This window comes from Arthrobacter sp. P1_D12 (assembly GCF_056406175.1).
This window is the reverse complement of record NZ_JBFUAR010000031.1, coordinates 39,695-54,672: the sequence shown is the minus strand read 5'-3', so window position 1 is coordinate 54,672 and position 14,978 is coordinate 39,695. Positions and strand designations below refer to the sequence as shown.

At 68.6% G+C, this 14,978-nt stretch carries 14 protein-coding genes; 10 read left to right on the top strand and 4 right to left on the bottom strand.

Annotated features, from left to right (window positions below; genetic code table 11):
- Positions 1-28 precede the first annotated feature (28 nt).
- Complete coding sequence (locus AC1DZV_RS19830) at positions 29-1,351, bottom strand: AI-2E family transporter (RefSeq protein ID WP_476951897.1); 1,323 nt, start codon at positions 1,349-1,351, stop codon at positions 29-31.
- A 193-nt stretch (positions 1,352-1,544) separates the two neighbouring features.
- Between AC1DZV_RS19830 and AC1DZV_RS19825 the strand changes: the two genes are divergently transcribed.
- The 8 genes from AC1DZV_RS19825 to AC1DZV_RS19790 all read left to right on the top strand — a co-directional run bounded on the left by AC1DZV_RS19825 (position 1,545) and on the right by AC1DZV_RS19790 (position 11,360).
- Complete coding sequence (locus AC1DZV_RS19825) at positions 1,545-3,458, top strand: hypothetical protein (RefSeq protein WP_476951896.1); 1,914 nt, start codon at positions 1,545-1,547, stop codon at positions 3,456-3,458.
- Between the two features lie 56 nt (positions 3,459-3,514).
- Complete coding sequence (locus AC1DZV_RS19820; RefSeq protein WP_476951895.1) at positions 3,515-4,552, top strand: co-chaperone YbbN; 1,038 nt, start codon at positions 3,515-3,517, stop codon at positions 4,550-4,552.
- Positions 4,552-5,652 (top strand): NADH:flavin oxidoreductase/NADH oxidase, encoded by a 1,101-nt coding sequence (locus AC1DZV_RS19815; protein ID WP_476954413.1) that lies wholly within the window; start codon positions 4,552-4,554, stop codon positions 5,650-5,652. Before AC1DZV_RS19820 ends, AC1DZV_RS19815 begins: the two co-directional genes overlap by 1 nt.
- 119 nt (positions 5,653-5,771) lie before the next feature.
- Positions 5,772-6,587, top strand: coding sequence for an ABC transporter ATP-binding protein (locus AC1DZV_RS19810; RefSeq protein ID WP_476951893.1), 816 nt, complete (start codon positions 5,772-5,774; stop codon positions 6,585-6,587).
- Complete coding sequence (locus AC1DZV_RS19805) at positions 6,569-8,140, top strand: transporter (RefSeq protein ID WP_476954412.1); 1,572 nt, start codon at positions 6,569-6,571, stop codon at positions 8,138-8,140. Before AC1DZV_RS19810 ends, AC1DZV_RS19805 begins: the two co-directional genes overlap by 19 nt.
- A 58-nt stretch (positions 8,141-8,198) precedes the next feature.
- Positions 8,199-8,981 carry a glucosamine-6-phosphate deaminase gene (nagB, locus tag AC1DZV_RS19800; RefSeq protein WP_028276050.1) on the top strand — a complete coding sequence of 261 codons (783 nt, stop codon included), beginning with the start codon at positions 8,199-8,201 and terminating at the stop codon, positions 8,979-8,981.
- Positions 8,982-9,041: 60 nt separating this feature from the next.
- Complete coding sequence (locus tag AC1DZV_RS19795; RefSeq protein WP_370122952.1) at positions 9,042-9,359, top strand: DUF3039 domain-containing protein; 318 nt, start codon at positions 9,042-9,044, stop codon at positions 9,357-9,359.
- A gap of 213 nt (positions 9,360-9,572) precedes the next feature.
- Positions 9,573-11,360, top strand: coding sequence for a DEAD/DEAH box helicase (locus tag AC1DZV_RS19790; RefSeq protein ID WP_079554437.1), 1,788 nt, complete (start codon positions 9,573-9,575; stop codon positions 11,358-11,360).
- A gap of 140 nt (positions 11,361-11,500) precedes the next feature.
- Here AC1DZV_RS19790 and AC1DZV_RS19785 read toward each other — a convergent pair whose 3' ends face one another.
- The 3 genes from AC1DZV_RS19785 to AC1DZV_RS19775 all read right to left on the bottom strand — a co-directional run bounded on the left by AC1DZV_RS19785 (position 11,501) and on the right by AC1DZV_RS19775 (position 13,951).
- A complete protein-coding gene (locus tag AC1DZV_RS19785; protein ID WP_476951891.1) occupies positions 11,501-11,848 on the bottom strand; it encodes a hypothetical protein in 348 nt (115 codons plus the stop codon).
- A 75-nt stretch (positions 11,849-11,923) separates the two neighbouring features.
- Positions 11,924-12,622: an isochorismatase family protein gene (locus AC1DZV_RS19780; protein ID WP_476951890.1), complete on the bottom strand. Its 699-nt coding sequence runs from the start codon at positions 12,620-12,622 to the stop codon at positions 11,924-11,926.
- The gene (locus AC1DZV_RS19775) at positions 12,623-13,951 is read right to left on the bottom strand and encodes a nicotinate phosphoribosyltransferase (RefSeq protein WP_476951889.1); all 1,329 of its coding nucleotides are present in this window, start codon (positions 13,949-13,951) and stop codon (positions 12,623-12,625) included. It lies immediately after the preceding gene.
- A 37-nt stretch (positions 13,952-13,988) separates the two neighbouring features.
- Between AC1DZV_RS19775 and clpS the strand changes: the two genes are divergently transcribed.
- The gene (gene clpS, locus AC1DZV_RS19770; RefSeq protein ID WP_018775730.1) at positions 13,989-14,354 is read left to right on the top strand and encodes an ATP-dependent Clp protease adapter ClpS; all 366 of its coding nucleotides are present in this window, start codon (positions 13,989-13,991) and stop codon (positions 14,352-14,354) included.
- Positions 14,347-14,913 carry a DUF2017 domain-containing protein gene (locus tag AC1DZV_RS19765; RefSeq protein ID WP_476951888.1) on the top strand — a complete coding sequence of 189 codons (567 nt, stop codon included), beginning with the start codon at positions 14,347-14,349 and terminating at the stop codon, positions 14,911-14,913. Before clpS ends, AC1DZV_RS19765 begins: the two co-directional genes overlap by 8 nt.
- The last annotated feature ends 65 nt before the right edge of the window (positions 14,914-14,978 follow it).

Below are 14,978 nucleotides of genomic sequence, written 5' to 3'. Positions count from 1 at the left end.
CAGTGCGAAAATCCGCCAGGGGGAACTGTCAGCGGCTGTCCTGGCGCGCGATGAGGATTTCCTTGACCAGCAGCATGATGGCCGCCGCGGTGGGAATGGCGATCAGGGCTCCGAGAACGCCCAGCAGACTGCCGCCGGCGATGACCGAGATGACGGCGACGGCGCCCGGCACCGCCACGGCTTTCTGCATGATGCGCGGTGAGATGAAGTACGCCTCGAACTGGAGGTAGGCGAAATAGCAGATGGCGAAGACAAGCGCGGTCTGCCAGCCGGCGGTCAGGGCAACGAGCGTTACCAGGAACCCGGCAATCATGCCGCCCACCAGCGGGATGAACGCCAGCAGGGCCACCACGAATGCCAGCAGCGTGGCGAACGGTACGCCGATGATCGACATCACAATGAACGCGAAAGTGGCGTTCAGCAGTGCGACGGCGGCCTGGCCGATCACGTAGTTGCCCACCGAACCGGTGATTTCCTCGGACAGGGCTTCAACCCGGGCCCGGCGCGAGCGCGGCGCGAGCCGGTAGCCCCACTTCTTCATGGCGGGCAGGGCACCGAGGAAGTACAGGCTCAGGACCAGCACGATCAGTGCGCCGAACAGTCCGTTTGCGACGGTGGAGCCGAAGCCCACAACACCGCCGAAGATGCCGCCCATGGCGTCCGGGTTGTTCACGAACTTCTCCAGCTCCTGGCTGATCCGGTCCCGGATGCCGAACTGGCTGTCGACGCTCCGGAAGAATTCCGAGTCAATGAACTCCTGGACCCACTTGGGCGCCTGCTGCACGATCTGCGTCACCTGCTGCACGATCGTGGGGATCAGGGTGGCAAAAAATGCGGCCACTCCTAGTGCCAGGGTGGATACGGACAGGAGGATGCCGGCGGCCCGGGGGACATTCCGGCGTTCGAGCCAGCGCACCACCGGGTCCAGCCCCAGGGTGATGAAGAGCGCCGTGATGATCCACAAGAGCAACTGCGTCGTATTTGACCCGATCCAATAGACCAGGAGGGCGAAGCCGACGCCGACCGTGCCCATGAAGCCCATATACAGGGGGTGCTGGGCCGACATGCGCGGACCGGGACTGCCGAAGCGGGCATCGGTCGCGGACGTCTCCTCGTCCCCGGCCCCGGCCTCATGCTCCGGGGGCATTTCGAAGCGGATTCTCGGCTGGGCTCCGGGCAGGGGCTGGCGCAGGCGCCGGGCCGCGGACAGAAGGACATTGGCCGCGGCAATCCGGGGGCGGGAGGTTGTGGGCCGGGGACTGGAAACGGGTTGTTCGGGGCCGGGTTCCTGGCTGTCGGATTCCTGCACTTCTTCTGGTCCGGCGGAGGACGAATCCGTATGTTCAGTCACTGCGTTAAATGCCCTTAGTTCCTTGCTGCGCCACACTGGCGGCACTGGTGTGATGATCACCGCAAACWCTATCAGCAGGCTTGTCACCTCAGCGGAAAAACGCCCCCGAAGGCACCTCTCCAAGGGGCCGTTCGGGTCCCCGATCTGACTCGCGGGTAACAAAATGGTTACTATTGAAGCTAACTGTCCGCTGATGATAGGTAGTATTTTGCGTTTCAAGACTGCAGTCGCCCTGGTGCTGCTCGGCCTCCTGACACTCCTGGCCGGAATTGGCCAGAAGACGTTCTGGGCTCCCCCGGAGACGATTACGGCCACCGCTCCGACCGGCACCGCCGCGCCGCTGACCGTCTTCGACGAGAAGCTGAAGACTCTGCACCCCGGGACCGTGAAGATCCAGGTCAAGGGTGAAGGGGCCTTCCTGCTGGCCGCGGGACGGCCGGACGACGTCGACGCCTGGGTGGGTAAAACGGCACACAACACCGTCTCCGGCGTCTCCGAGGACGGCAAAGCGCTGCAGCTGACGCATACCGACGGCGAAGCTACCGCGCCGTCCCCCGCCGGATCGGATCTGTGGGTCAGCACCGAGAACGCCACCGGCGAAATGGACTACTCGTGGGACGCGCCGGCCGACGGCGACTGGTCGCTGCTCCTCGCGGCGGACGGCACCAAGCCTGCCCCGGGCTCCATCACGATGACTTTCCCGAACGACACGTCCACGCCCTGGGCCATTCCGCTCATGGTGCTCGGTGGCCTGATGATCATCGCCGGCGGGGCGCTGCTGGTCCTCAAGCCGAAGTCAGGCAACCGCACCGGCGGCGGCAGCACGTTCGCCCGCCGCGCGCAGGCCAAGGCCGCGGCACGCCGCGGGGACAACGGCTCGACGGCAAGCACCCAGGATCCTGCCGCATCCGGCACCTCCGCATCCGGCGCCGGAGCACCCGAGACTGCACCGCAGCCGGCCACCCCGGAGAAAACAGGCCCCGAAAAGACCGCGCCGGAGAAAGCAGCGGCCGGCCAGAAGAAGGGTTCCGGCACGGCGCGACGTTCCGGCATCGTCGTGGCAGTGCTGGCCGCCGCCGCCGTCGCCGTCGCCGGAACGTCAGTGGCAGCCCAGGCCAGCCAGACGCCCGCGCCGTCGCCCAGCGCCGCGGCCTCCAGTGCTCCCGCCTCCGGTGCCCCGGCCTCCGACGCCGCGACCCCTGGCAGTGAGGGCCAAGCCGGCGATGCGCCGGTGCTGCTGGACGCGCAGTTCCGCCGCGTCCTGGAGCAGGTTGCCGGTGCCGTCGATGCAGGAGACGCTGCCAAGGACGCCGCGAAGCTGGCGCCGCGGGTGGCCAAGTCCGAACTCGAGGTGCGCACACAGAACTACAAGATCCGTTCGCGGGTCGGTTCCTACGAGGCCCGCATGCCTGTCCGCTCGACCAAGCTGCTGACCACGGTGGTCACCAACAAGCGTAGCTGGCCGCGCTCGGTCATGGCCGTGACGCAGGGCGAGGGTAACGTCGTCCCGCAGCTGCTGACCCTGACCCAGGCCTCCCCGCGGGAGAACTACAAGCTGGTCAGCAGCACCCCGCTGCAGCCGGGTGCCACCTTCCCGGGGATCGGGCGTGCCGGCACGGAGACGCTGGCGCCCGCGGACAAGACCGGACTCGCGTACAGCGGCGACGAAGCCCTCGCCGGGCTCGGTGACCGCCTGACCAAGGCCGACTCCACCTTCAAGGACAAGCTCGTCGAGGGCCAGTCCTCCCCATACATCGCGGACACCCTCGCCTACCAGGCTGACGTCGTCAAATCAGGCGTCAACGGCACCTTCGCCTTCAAGCACACGGCGGCCGCGGACAACACTGTCGTGTTCCGTACCGCTGACGGCGGGGCCTTGGTCCTGGGACGCCTGAACTTCTCGTTCGACGGCACTCCGAAGGCCGACGGGGACAAGCTCACCATCGGCGACGACGCGGCCGCCCTGGCCGGCGGCAAGGAGACCAGCACCGGCATGGTGCTGGACTTCGCAGAGTCCGTGGCTGTCTACGTTCCGCCGGCCGGCTCCAAGGATCCGATGAAGCTTGTGGCCGCCACCCGCGGCCTGGTCGGGGCTTCTATCAAGTAGCCTTCGCCGGCGGGCATGGTGGCGCCGGGCGGGACTTCAATGGCTAGAGTGGAGCTATGACTACGCCAGCTTCCCGCCCGGTCCCGCCAGTTGCCGCCAGCCCGCTGAACCTGCGCGGCGCCGTCGATCTCTCCGCCCTGAAACAGCGGCCGGCACCGGGTTCTCCGGGACCTGCCGGAACCAGCGCCGCAACCCCCGGCCCGGCGGGCTCCGCCGGTTCTGCCGGTGCCCCGGCGGCCCCGGCATCCGGCCCGGCCGACCACGCAGGCCGGCCGTTGCGCGTGGATGTGACCGAGGGCAACTTCCAGGAGCTCGTGGACCTCTCGGCCCAGGTGCCTGTGGTGATCGCCCTCTGGGCCTCCTATTCGCCAGGCTCCGGCCAGCTGGTGGACGTCCTTGAAGGCATCGTCGAGAGCTACGACGGCAGGCTGGTCCTCGGGGCCGCGGACATCGACGTGTTCCCGGAACTTGCCCAGGCGTTCCAGGTGCAGGCCGTGCCGACCGCCGTCGCGGTGGTCAAGGGCCAGCCCGTGCCGCTCTTCCAGGGCGGCGCGGACGAACAGCAGGTACGCAGCCTGTTCGATGAACTTCTCAAGGTCGCGGCCGCCAACGGCGTGACCGGACGGATCGGCGCCGGCGGCCCGGGTGGCGCGGAACCGGAGGCGCCGCCACTGCCGCCGCTGCACCAGGCGGCGTTCGATGCGATCGAGGCCGGCGACTACGCGGCCGCGGCCGCCGCCTACCGGCAGGCCCTGAACGAGATGCCCGCCGATGCGGAGGCCAAGGCCGGCCTGGCGCAGGTGGAACTGATGGATCGCCTGCAGGCCCTCTCCGGGCCCGAGGCAGATGCCCTGCGCCGGCTCGCGGCCGATGAGCCGGACAACCTCGAGGCCCAGCTCGGGGTTGCGGACCTGGATATCGCCGGCGGCCACATCGAGGACGGCCTTGGCCGGATCGTGACGTTCATTGGCCGCAACTTCGGCCCGGAACGGGAGAGCGCCCGGGTCCGGCTGCTTGAACTCTTCGACGTCGTCGGGACCGGCGACGAGCGCGTCGCCAAGGCCCGCCAGGGGCTGGCCCGGGTGCTGTTCTAGTGGGATCGGCACTCTTCGCGCCGCTGGATCTGAGGTCCCTGCGGCTGCAGCACCGTGGCTGGGTGTCCCCGATGTGCCAGTACAGCTGCGACCCCGAAACGGGCGAGGGCGTGCCCACAGACTGGCACCTGATGCATCTGGGCTCCTTTGCCACCGGGGGAGCGGCCCTGGTCCTCACCGAGGCCAACGCCGTGAACGCCGCGGGCAGGATCAGCCCCCGCGACGCCGGACTCTACAACGACGACCAGGCCGCGGCCTGGGAACGCATCACCGCCTTCGTGCACCGCCACGGCACCGCGGAGACCAAGATCGGCACCCAGTTGGCGCACGCCGGCCGGAAAGCGTCCTCCTACTGGCCGTTCTCCGGCAAGTTGGGCAGCGTGCCGGCGTCCGAGGGCGGCTGGGACACCGTGGGTCCTGGCACCGGCGCATTCGACGGCTACGCGCCGCCGTCGGCCATGACGGAAGCGCAGATCGACGGCGTGATCGCCGATTTCGCCGCGTCCGCCGTGCGGGCCGTCGACGCAGGGTTCGACACGATCGAAATCCATGGCGCGCACGGCTACCTGCTGCACCAGTTCCAAAGCCCGCTGGTCAACGACCGCACGGACCGCTGGGGCGGGGACGAGGCGGGCCGGAACCGATTGACGCTTGCCGTGGTGGACGCCGTCCGCGCGGTCATCCCGGACTCCATGCCCCTGCTTCTGCGGATCTCGGCCTCGGACTGGGCGCCGGGCGGGATCGAGGCCGAGGCCTCGGTCCGGATGGCCGCGGCCGCCGCCGAGCGCGGAGTGGACCTGGTGGACGTTTCCAGCGGCGGGGCCGTGGCGCACCAGCAGATTCCCGTGGGCCCCGGCTACCAGACCGGGTTCTCCGCCCGGATCCGGCGCGAAACCGGGGTCAGGACCGGCACGGTGGGACTCCTGACGTCCCCCGGGCAGGCCGAGCACGCGGTGGCCACCGGCCAGGCGGACGGCGTGTTCATCGCCCGTGCCGCCCTGCGGGATCCGCACTGGTGGCTGCGGGCCGCGTTTGAGCTCGGCCATGACCTCGCGTGGCCGCCGCAGTACGAACGTGCCCTGCCCCGGCATTCGTTCTAGAACCGGCATCCATTCCAGAACCGCATTCATTCCAGAAACAGCTGTGCCGGTTCCCGCGAGTGAAAACGTACGCCTTGCGGACTATCCTTTTAGCGCCGTCCGGCGGTTAGTCTGGCGTCATGACATTCCAGCCCCCTGGCCAGCAGGGAAAGCCAGCCCCGCCCGGCCCGTCGTCGCCGCCGGTTCCTGCCCTGTCCCTGCTTGGCCTCGCCAAGCGCTTCGGCGACAAAATCGCCGTCGATGGCATCAGCCTGGACGTTCCGGCCGGGTCCTTCTACGGGGTGGTCGGGCCCAACGGCGCCGGTAAGACCACCACCTTGTCCATGGCGACCGGCCTACTGCGCCCGGACTTCGGCACCGCGCTGGTCCACGGCGTCGACGTCTGGCAGCATCCGATGGAGGCCAAGAAGCTGATGGGGATCCTGCCCGACGGCGTCCGGCTGTTCGACCGCCTCAGCGGCGAGCAGCTGGTCACCTATGCCGGCCTGCTGCGCGGGATGGACCGGGAGATGGTGGCGTCGCGGGTGGCGGAACTGCTCGCTGCCCTGGACCTGGCCAATGACGCCGGCACGCTGGTGGTGGACTACTCCGCCGGCATGACCAAGAAGATCGCGCTGGCCTCGGCGCTGATCCACGCCCCGCGGCTGCTGGTCCTCGACGAGCCGTTCGAATCGGTGGACCCGATCTCCGCGGCGAACATCCGCGACATCCTGGACCGCTACGTTTCCTCGGGCGGAACGGTCATCGTCTCCAGCCACGTCATGGACCTGGTCCAGCGCATGTGCGACCACGTCGCAGTCGTCGCGGGCGGCAGGGTCCTCGCCGCCGGGACTGTGGAGGAAGTCCGCGCCGGCGCCAGCCTCGAGGACCGCTTCGTGCAGCTCGTAGGCGGCCGGAACCACACGGAAGGGCTGGAATGGTTGCGCACCTTCTGAGGCTCAAGCTGACCCTGCTGCGCAACAGCGTCCGGCGCAGCCCGTGGCAGCTGGTGGGCCTCGGGATCGGCGCCCTGTATGCCCTGGGAATCGTGGCTGTTTGCGTGGCCGGGCTGTTCGTCCTGCGTGGGGTGGAGATTGAACTCGCCCAGACCGTGGTGGTCCTGGGCGGTGCCACGGCGCTGCTGGGCTGGGCCGTCATTCCCGTCGCTGTCTCCGCCGCGGACATGACGCTGGACCCTGCCCGGTTCACCACCTTTGCCGTCCCCACGCCGCAGCTGCTGGCCGGGCTGGCGCTCGGCGGCCTGATCGGCATACCGGGTCTCGCCACCTCACTCGTTGCGCTCGCCACGGTGGGCACCTGGTCCCACAGCCTGCCGGCCGCAGCCGGCGCCCTCGTCGGTGCCGTGCTGGGCGTGCTGAGCTGCATCGTTCTCTCCAAGGTCGTGACCACGGCTACGGCCGGATTGGCAAGCTCCCGACGCTTCAAGGACATCAGCTCCGTCGCCTTCCTCATCCCGCTCGTGCTCACGGGGCCCATCGTGGCAGGCATCGCCAGGGGAATCGCCGGTTCCGGCGATTTCCTGACCGGCCTGGCCCGGGCCCTGTCCTGGACGCCGGCCGGGGCGGCGTTCTCGCTCGGCGGCGAGCTGGCTGCCGGCAGCTACGCGGCCGCGGCGGTGAAATTCCTCATCGCCGCGGCCACCCTGGCGGCCCTGGCCCTGGCGTGGAAGCTCCTGCTGCAGCGCGCTTTGGTGACCCCGCCCTACGCCGGGACATCCAAGCGGCGGACCGGCGGCACAGGCCTGTTCGGGCTGCTCCCGGCGACACCGGCCGCCGCCGTCGCCGCGAGGTCCCTGTACTACTGGCTGCGCGATCCCCGCTACGCCGGCGCGCTCGTGGTCGTTCCGCTCCTGCCGGTGCTGTTCCTCTTCCAGGGCAGCCAGAGCGGGTTCTACGGCCCGTTCCAGTTCGTCGGGCCGCTGACGGCCTTCCTCCTGGCGTGGTCGATCTCCACGGACGTCTCCTATGACAGCACCGCCTTCGCCCTGCACGTGGCAACGGGGGTGCGCGGCGCCGACGACCGGCTCGGCCGGGCGCTGGCATGCCTGAGCTTCGCGCTGCCGGTGGCGGTCCTCTTCAGCGTCGGGCCGTTCTTCTTCACCGGCGACTGGGAGAAGCTGCCCGCGGTACTGGGCCTCTGCCTCGGCGTCCTCTTCACCGGCTTGGGCCTGGCCTCGGTGATCTCGGCGCGCTACACCGTGAGCGTCCCGCTCCCGGGGGACAGCCCGTTCAAGAAGCCGCCGGGCAACGTGGCCCAGACCCTCGCCGTGCAGTTCGGCGGCATGGCCGTGCTTCTGGTCCTCGTGGCTCCCGAGGCGGCGCTCGTGGCCGCGCAGTTCATCACTGGGAGCTCCGTGCCGGGCTGGATCGCGCTGGCCCTCGGACCCGTGCTTGGTCTCACACTCTTCGCCGTCGGTGTCCGGACCGGCGGAGCGTGGCTGGACCGGCGGGCGCCGGAGCTGCTGGCACAACTGGCCGTCAACCGCTGACGGGTGCATGCTGGGAGTGCGCAGACTCGGACACCAGGTAGGCCAGTAAGGCAGGATCATGGAAGTTGTCATCCTTCCCGGCAGCAAACAGATCGCGTCGCTTGCCGCCGATGCGGTGGAGGCCCTTCTCCGCCGCAAGCCCGACGCCGTCCTGGGCCTGGCGACCGGTTCCACGCCCCTGCCGGTGTATGTCGAACTGGCGGCGCGGCACGAGCGCGCCGGCCTGGATTTCAGCCGGGTCCGCGCCTTCGCCCTGGACGAGTACGTGGGGCTGCCGGCCGGCCACCCGGAGTCCTACCGCGAGGTGATCGCCCGCGAATTCACCGCACGGGTGAACATCAGTCCGGCCAACGTCCACGTGCCCGACGGCGCGGCGGCGGACATCCCCGCAGCCTGCCGGGCCTACGAAGATGCCATCCGCGATGCCGGGGGAGTGGACCTTCAGCTCCTCGGCGTCGGAACGGACGGCCACATCGGGTTCAACGAACCGGGATCGTCGCTGGCGTCCCGGACGCGGATCAAGACCCTGATCGAGCAGACACGCCGGGACAACGCACGGTTTTTCGGCAGCCTGGCCGACGTGCCGCACCACGTCCTGACCCAAGGCCTGGGCACCATCCTGGATGCCCGCCACGTGATCCTGATCGCCACCGGTGCGCAAAAAGCCCAGGCCGTCCGGGACCTCGCGGAGGGCCCCGTCGCCGCCATCTGCGCGGCCTCCGTGCTGCAGTTGCACCCGCACGCCACCATCCTGCTGGACGAGGCGGCGGCGTCGTCGCTGCGGCTGGCGGATTACTACCGCCACAGCTACGACCACAAACCCGCCTGGCAGGGCCTCTAGGCCCCGCCGCCGGCACCCCGCAGGTCCGGCAGCGCCCTTCCAACGGCTAAGATGGGTGTCATGACTAGCATGACCGATCCTCTCGAAAACGATCCGATGCGCGAGCTCTCCGGAGCCGGGACGTCAACGGCCACGATCGAGCGCGAGGAACTGCGCCAGGAAGTTGAGCCCGGTGACCGGGAGCGCTTCTCGCACTACGTGCGCAAGGAAAAGATCATGGAATCCGCGCTGACCGGTGAACCGGTGATCGCGCTCTGCGGCAAGGTCTGGACTCCGGGCCGGGATCCGCAGAAGTTCCCCGTCTGCCCCGAATGCAAGGAAGTCTACGAGGGCCTGCGCCCCGGAAACGACGGCGGCAAGGGCTCCGGCGACAAGTAAGGGCAATCAACGGAACCAACAGGTTCCGTTAGCCGTCTTCGGCCGGCGCTTCCCTATGGCGGCGCGCCGTCGCGCCCCTGATTTTCTGCTTTCCTGATTGCCGGTCCATGCTGTCCGGGTACTGCCTTACGGTCCATCCAAAAAGATTGGTGTTTTTGTGCTTAATTGGGTTTCTCCGTCGGCTGCAGCCATGCGCGGATGGAGGGCGCCTTAATGACGGAGACACTTTTCGGCGGACCCACGCTTCCCCCCGCCTATCCCGAGCGGGCCGCCTGGGGCACCGCCCCCAAGCTGCGCGCCTGGCAGCAGGAGGCGCTGGACAGCTACTTCAGCACCCATCCCAAGGATTTCCTTGCGGTCGCAACCCCCGGCGCGGGTAAGACCACCTTCGCCCTGCGCGTGGCGTCCATGCTCATCGATTCCGGGGTGGTCAACCGCGTGACCATCGTGGCACCCACCGACCACCTCAAGCGCCAGTGGGCCGACGCCGCTGCCCGGGTGGGCATCGCGATCGACCCGAACTTCAAGAATGCCGACGGCCAGCACGGCCGCGGGTTCATCGGCGTCGCCGTGACCTACGCCCAGGTGGCCAGCAAGCCCATGCTGCACCGGGCCAAGACCGAAGCCGCCCGCACGCTGGTGATCCTGGACGAAATCCACCACGGCGGCGAGGCCCTGTCCTGGGGTGACGGCCTCCGTGAGGCGTTCGACCCGGCGGCCCGGCGGCTCTCCCTGACGGGCACCCCGTTCCGCTCGGACACCTCGCCCATCCCGTTCGTGGAGTACGCCGAGGACCGGGACGGGATCCGGCGCTCCAAGGCCGACTACACCTACGGCTACGGCAAGGCCCTGCGCGACCACGTGGTCCGCCCGGTGATGTTCATGGCCTACTCCGGCCAAATGCGCTGGCGCACCAGCGCGGGGGACGAGATGGCCGCCTCGCTCGGGGAGTCGGCCGTCACGAAGGACATCACGTCCCAGGCCTGGCGCACCGCGCTGAACCCGGCCGGCGAATGGATCCCCGCCGTCCTGGCCGGCGCGGATAAACGTCTCAGCGAGGTCCGGCGCAGCGTCCCGGATGCCGGCGGTCTGGTCATTGCCACCGACCACGAGGACGCCCGCGCGTATGCCGGCCAGCTGAAGAAGATCACCGGCGAATCGCCCACCGTCATCCTCTCCGACGACGCCAAGGCCTCCAGCAAGATCGAGGAATTCACCGCCAGCGAGAAGCGCTGGATGGTGGCCGTCCGGATGGTCTCCGAAGGCGTCGACGTTCCGCGGCTGTCCGTCGGCGTCTACGCCACCTCGACCTCCACCCCGCTGTTCTTCGCCCAGGCCGTGGGGCGCTTCGTGCGTGCCCGCAAGCGCGGCGAGACGGCGTCGGTCTTCCTGCCCTCGGTGCCGCAGCTGATGGCCCTGGCCAACTCGATGGAGGCCGAGCGCGACCACGCCCTGGACCGCCCGGAGAAGGAAGACAGCGACGGCCTCTTCAATCCCGAGGATTCGCTCATGGACGAGGCGAACCGCGAGGAGAAGGCCTCCGATTCCCTGATGAAGGGCAAGTTCGAGGCCCTCGACTCCCAGGCGTCCTTTGACCGGGTGCTCTTCGACGGCGGCGAATTCGGCACCGGCGGCGAGGTGGGCTCGGAGGACGAGCTCGACTTCCTCGGGATCCCGGGACTGCTGGACGCTGAACAGGTCGGCACGCTGTTGCGCCAGCGCCAGCACGAGCAGCTGAACCGGAAGAACAGGCGCTCCCCGCAGACTGAGGCAGCCGCGGCTGCGGCCCCGGCCGTGCCGGACCACCGGATGCTCATGGACCTGCGCACCGAGCTGGCCAAAAACGTCGCCGCCTGGTCGGCCCGCACCGGGACCCCGCACGGCGTCATCCACACCAAGCTCCGGACCGTCTGCGGCGGCCCGGCCGTCGCCCAGGCCAACGAGGAACAGCTGCAGACCCGCCTGCGCAAGCTCCAGGACTGGTTCATCGGCCGGAAGTAGCCCCGCGCAGGCGGTTATGGGCCGGGGTTAAGGGCACAGGGTTATGGGCTCAGGCCAATAGGCGCCGGGCAACAGCAGAGGGACCAGTTCACTGTGAACTGGTCCCTCTGCTGTTTACGCTGCCGTGAACTTTGCTTCGGCTACTGGCCGGCGCCGCAGACCTGGCCATAGGTCTGGCCTGCCGCGGTGTAGTCGGCCTTCATGTCCTCGAGCTTGGCGGTGTCCGGGGAGGGCTTGGCCGACTCGTCGAAGTATTCGATGATGGTCTGCAGCGGGGCCCGAAGGTCCTCGGACGACGCCGCCTTGATGGGCCGCAGCTGGTTGGCGACCCGGGTCATTCCGGTCTTGTCCGATGTGGCCGACTGGGCGGAGACCACGGTCTTGACCCGGGCGCAGGTTTCCTCGTTGGTCAGCTGCGGCGTGGCAGAACAGCCGGCCGCGCCGAGCAGCGCTCCGGCGGCAATCAGGACGGTCAGGGTCTTCTTCATGGTGTACTCCGGGGTTCTACGGGTCTGTCAATATGGCAAGACTGGCGATGGGGCAAGGATTTCGAGTCTACTGGCTCAGAGGACATCGACGCCGCCGAGCTCCATCTCGGCCACGGCATCGTCCAGGTCTTCGGCAATGCCGACCGTCAGGCCGCGCAGCACCGTGACGGAGTAGCCGGCCTGGACGGCATCCAGGGCGGTCGCTTTGACGCAGTAGTCCGTGGCGATGCCCACCACCACGATGTCCTCGACGTCGTGGCTCTGCAGCCAGTCGTCCAGCCCGATCGCGTCCTCGCCAGCGGCGAAATCACTGCCGGCGAAGGGACTCACTGTGTTGTCGGAGTCTTCGGAGCCTGCGGAGTTTTCGGGGCCTCCGGCGCCGGTAACGGGCATGGCGCCGGGCTGGCGGTCACCGGTGGGGACGTCGTCCTCGGGGGCCAGCAGCCCTTCGAAGCCGGAGTACGCCGCAGCGAACTGGCCCTTGCGGAAGTACGCCTGGATGTGTTCGGGATCAAGATCGGGATGCAGTTCGGCCCCGCGGGTGCCCGCCACGCAGTGCCGCGGCCAGCTGTCCACGAGATCGGGTTCCTCCGAGAAGTGCTCACCCGGATCGATGTGCCAGTCCTGGGTGGCCACGACGTGGTCAAACTGGCCGTGGTGGGCGTCAACGTACTCGCTGATTTCCCCGGCCAGGCCTGCCCCGCCGGGGACGGCCAGGGCACCTCCCTCACAGAAATCGTTTTGGACGTCAACGATGATCAGGGCGCGGGACATTCAGTCCTCCTCGTAGATGGTGGGGATGGCCGCCTCGCCGCGCTGGAGCCGGTTGACCACCGCGGGAAGCTCCCGCATGGTTTCCGCGTGGCGCCGGCGCGCGCGCTCGACCCCCTCCGGACCCGTCCACCCGGGGAGGAGCTCGCCGTTCTTGACGAACTGCTGCAGCAGCGGACGGTCGTTGCCGTCGTCCTCCGGGTGATGGCCGACGCCGACGATTTCGGCCGTGGCGGTCCCGCGCTCGTTGAGCTTGCGCAGCGCGTACTTCCGGCCGCCCTTGCTGGCCTTGTTTTTGGCGGCCTTGGCGACGGAGATGAAATCGCCGGCGTCGTCGGTGCGGCTGACGAGCTTGTAGACCATGCTCGCCGTCGGGGCCCCGGACCCGGTCACGAGCGAGGTGCCCACGCCGTAGGAGTCCACCGGCGCGGACGCCAGCGCCGCGATGGCGAATTCGTCGAGGTCTGAGGTCACCACGATCTTGGTCCGGTCGTTGCCGAGCTCGTCGAGCAGCCGGCGCACCCACTGGGCCTGGGCCACGAGGTCGCCCGAGTCCAGCCGGACAGCGCCCAGCTTGTCCCCGGCGAGATCGACGGCGGTGCGGACGGCCGTTTCGACGTCGTACGTGTCCACCAGCAGAGAGGTGTCCGGCCCAAAGGCGGCAATCTGCGCCTCGAAGGCCTCCCGCTCGGTGTCATGGAGGAGGGTGAAGGAATGGGCGGCCGTGCCCACCGTCTTCAGCCCGTAGCGCAATCCGGCCTCCAGGTTCGAGGTGCTGTCGAACCCGGCAATGACCGCGGCCCGGGCGGCGGCGGCCGCTGATTCCTCGTGCGTCCGGCGCGATCCCATCTCGATGCACGGGCGGGTTCCGGCCGCGGAGATCATCCGGGAGGCGGCGGAGGCAATGGCGCAGTCGTGGTTGAGCACGGAGAGCAGGTAGGTCTCCAGGATGCAGGCCTCGGCGAACGTGGACTCAACGATCAGCACGGGGGAGTTCGGGAAGTACGCCTCACCCTCCGGATAGCCCCAGATGTCGCCGGAAAAGCTGTAGCCGGCCAGGTAATCCAGTGTCTGGTCGTTGACCACCTTGGTCCGGCGCAGGTAGTCCAGTTCCGGCTCGCCGAAGCGGAAGTTCGCGATCCCTTCCAGGAGGCGGCCGGTGCCTGCCACGATGCCGTAGCGGCGCCCGTCCGGGAGCCGCCGGGCGAAGGCCTCGAAGACCGATTTGCGGTGCGCCGCGCCGGACTGCAGGGCACCCTGCAGCATGGTCAGCTCGTAGTGGTCTGTGTACAGGGACGTGCGGGGACGGTCCCAGCCAGCGGAGGTACTCACAAATTCACTCTAGTGTGCATCCCCATAGAATGGACAGATGACCCTCAGCGTTGCGCTCGGCCCCGACACACGGGAGAGTACCCAGACCGGAACAGTGACGTCCGGCGACGTCCTGACCGCCCCGGACGTCCCCTGGAACCTCGTGATCTGGAACGATCCCGTGAACCTGATGAGCTATGTGAGCTATGTGTTCCGCAGCTATTTCGGCTACTCGGAGGCCAAGGCGAACAAGCTGATGATGGAGGTCCACAAGAAGGGCCGCTCGATCGTGGCGCACGGCAGCAAGGAACAGGTGGAGCAGCACGCCGTCGCGATGCATGGCTACGGCCTCTGGGCGACGGTGGAAAAGGCCACCGGCGGCAACGCGGGCGGTTCCGGCAAAGGCAAGGGAAAACGTGGCTAAGGCATTCAAGTACGGGCTCAAGGGCATCAAGGGCCATCTGGAGCCGGCCGAGCGGGAGCTGCTGCGCAGCCTTTTCGATGACGTCATCTCCATGCTGGAGCCGGAGCAGCGCGCCAACGAGGACCCGCTGGCGGCCCTGGTGGGCCTGGACACCGAAGCCCGCGAACCCTCGGACCGCGCCATGCGGCGGCTGTTGCCGAACGTGATGAAGAACGACGACGACGCCTCCCTGGAGTTCCGCCGTTACACCGAGCGGTCGCTGCGCGAAAGCAAGATTGGCGCGCTGAAGGCGGCCGCACTGAGCCTGGACCGGGACAACCTCGTCCTGACCCCGGACGACGCCCGGCACTGGGCCACCGCGCTCAACGATGTCCGTCTGGTGCTGGCCGAACGCCTCGACATCCGTGACGATGCCGACGCCGACAACATCCACCTCATGCAGGACTGGGCCCAGGCCGAGGACGTCGAAAGCTACCTGGCCCTGGTGTACAACTTCACCACGTGGCTGCAGGAGTCGCTGGTCCAGGCCATGGTGCACTCGCTCGATGCCCGGCGCTGAGCGCGGGCGTGTGACCCATGAGACACGAGTTGCACACCACAATGTCATGGCCGCCCCGCAGGCGG

What these genes read in the sequence shown, in the direction of transcription:
- AC1DZV_RS19825 (WP_476951896.1), top strand. Translation starts at nt 1,545, where the DNA reads ATGATAGGTAGTATTTTGCGTTTCAAGACTGCAGTCGCCCTGGTGCTG.
- AC1DZV_RS19820 (WP_476951895.1), top strand. Translation starts at nt 3,515, where the DNA reads ATGACTACGCCAGCTTCCCGCCCGGTCCCGCCAGTTGCCGCCAGCCCG.
- AC1DZV_RS19810 (WP_476951893.1), top strand. Translation starts at nt 5,772, where the DNA reads ATGACATTCCAGCCCCCTGGCCAGCAGGGAAAGCCAGCCCCGCCCGGC.
- AC1DZV_RS19805 (WP_476954412.1), top strand. Translation starts at nt 6,569, where the DNA reads ATGGTTGCGCACCTTCTGAGGCTCAAGCTGACCCTGCTGCGCAACAGC.
- nagB (WP_028276050.1), top strand. Translation starts at nt 8,199, where the DNA reads ATGGAAGTTGTCATCCTTCCCGGCAGCAAACAGATCGCGTCGCTTGCC.
- AC1DZV_RS19795 (WP_370122952.1), top strand. Translation starts at nt 9,042, where the DNA reads ATGACTAGCATGACCGATCCTCTCGAAAACGATCCGATGCGCGAGCTC.
- AC1DZV_RS19790 (WP_079554437.1), top strand. Translation starts at nt 9,573, where the DNA reads ATGACGGAGACACTTTTCGGCGGACCCACGCTTCCCCCCGCCTATCCC.
- AC1DZV_RS19785 (WP_476951891.1), bottom strand. Translation starts at nt 11,848, where the DNA reads ATGAAGAAGACCCTGACCGTCCTGATTGCCGCCGGAGCGCTGCTCGGC.
- AC1DZV_RS19780 (WP_476951890.1), bottom strand. Translation starts at nt 12,622, where the DNA reads ATGTCCCGCGCCCTGATCATCGTTGACGTCCAAAACGATTTCTGTGAG.
- clpS (WP_018775730.1), top strand. Translation starts at nt 13,989, where the DNA reads ATGACCCTCAGCGTTGCGCTCGGCCCCGACACACGGGAGAGTACCCAG.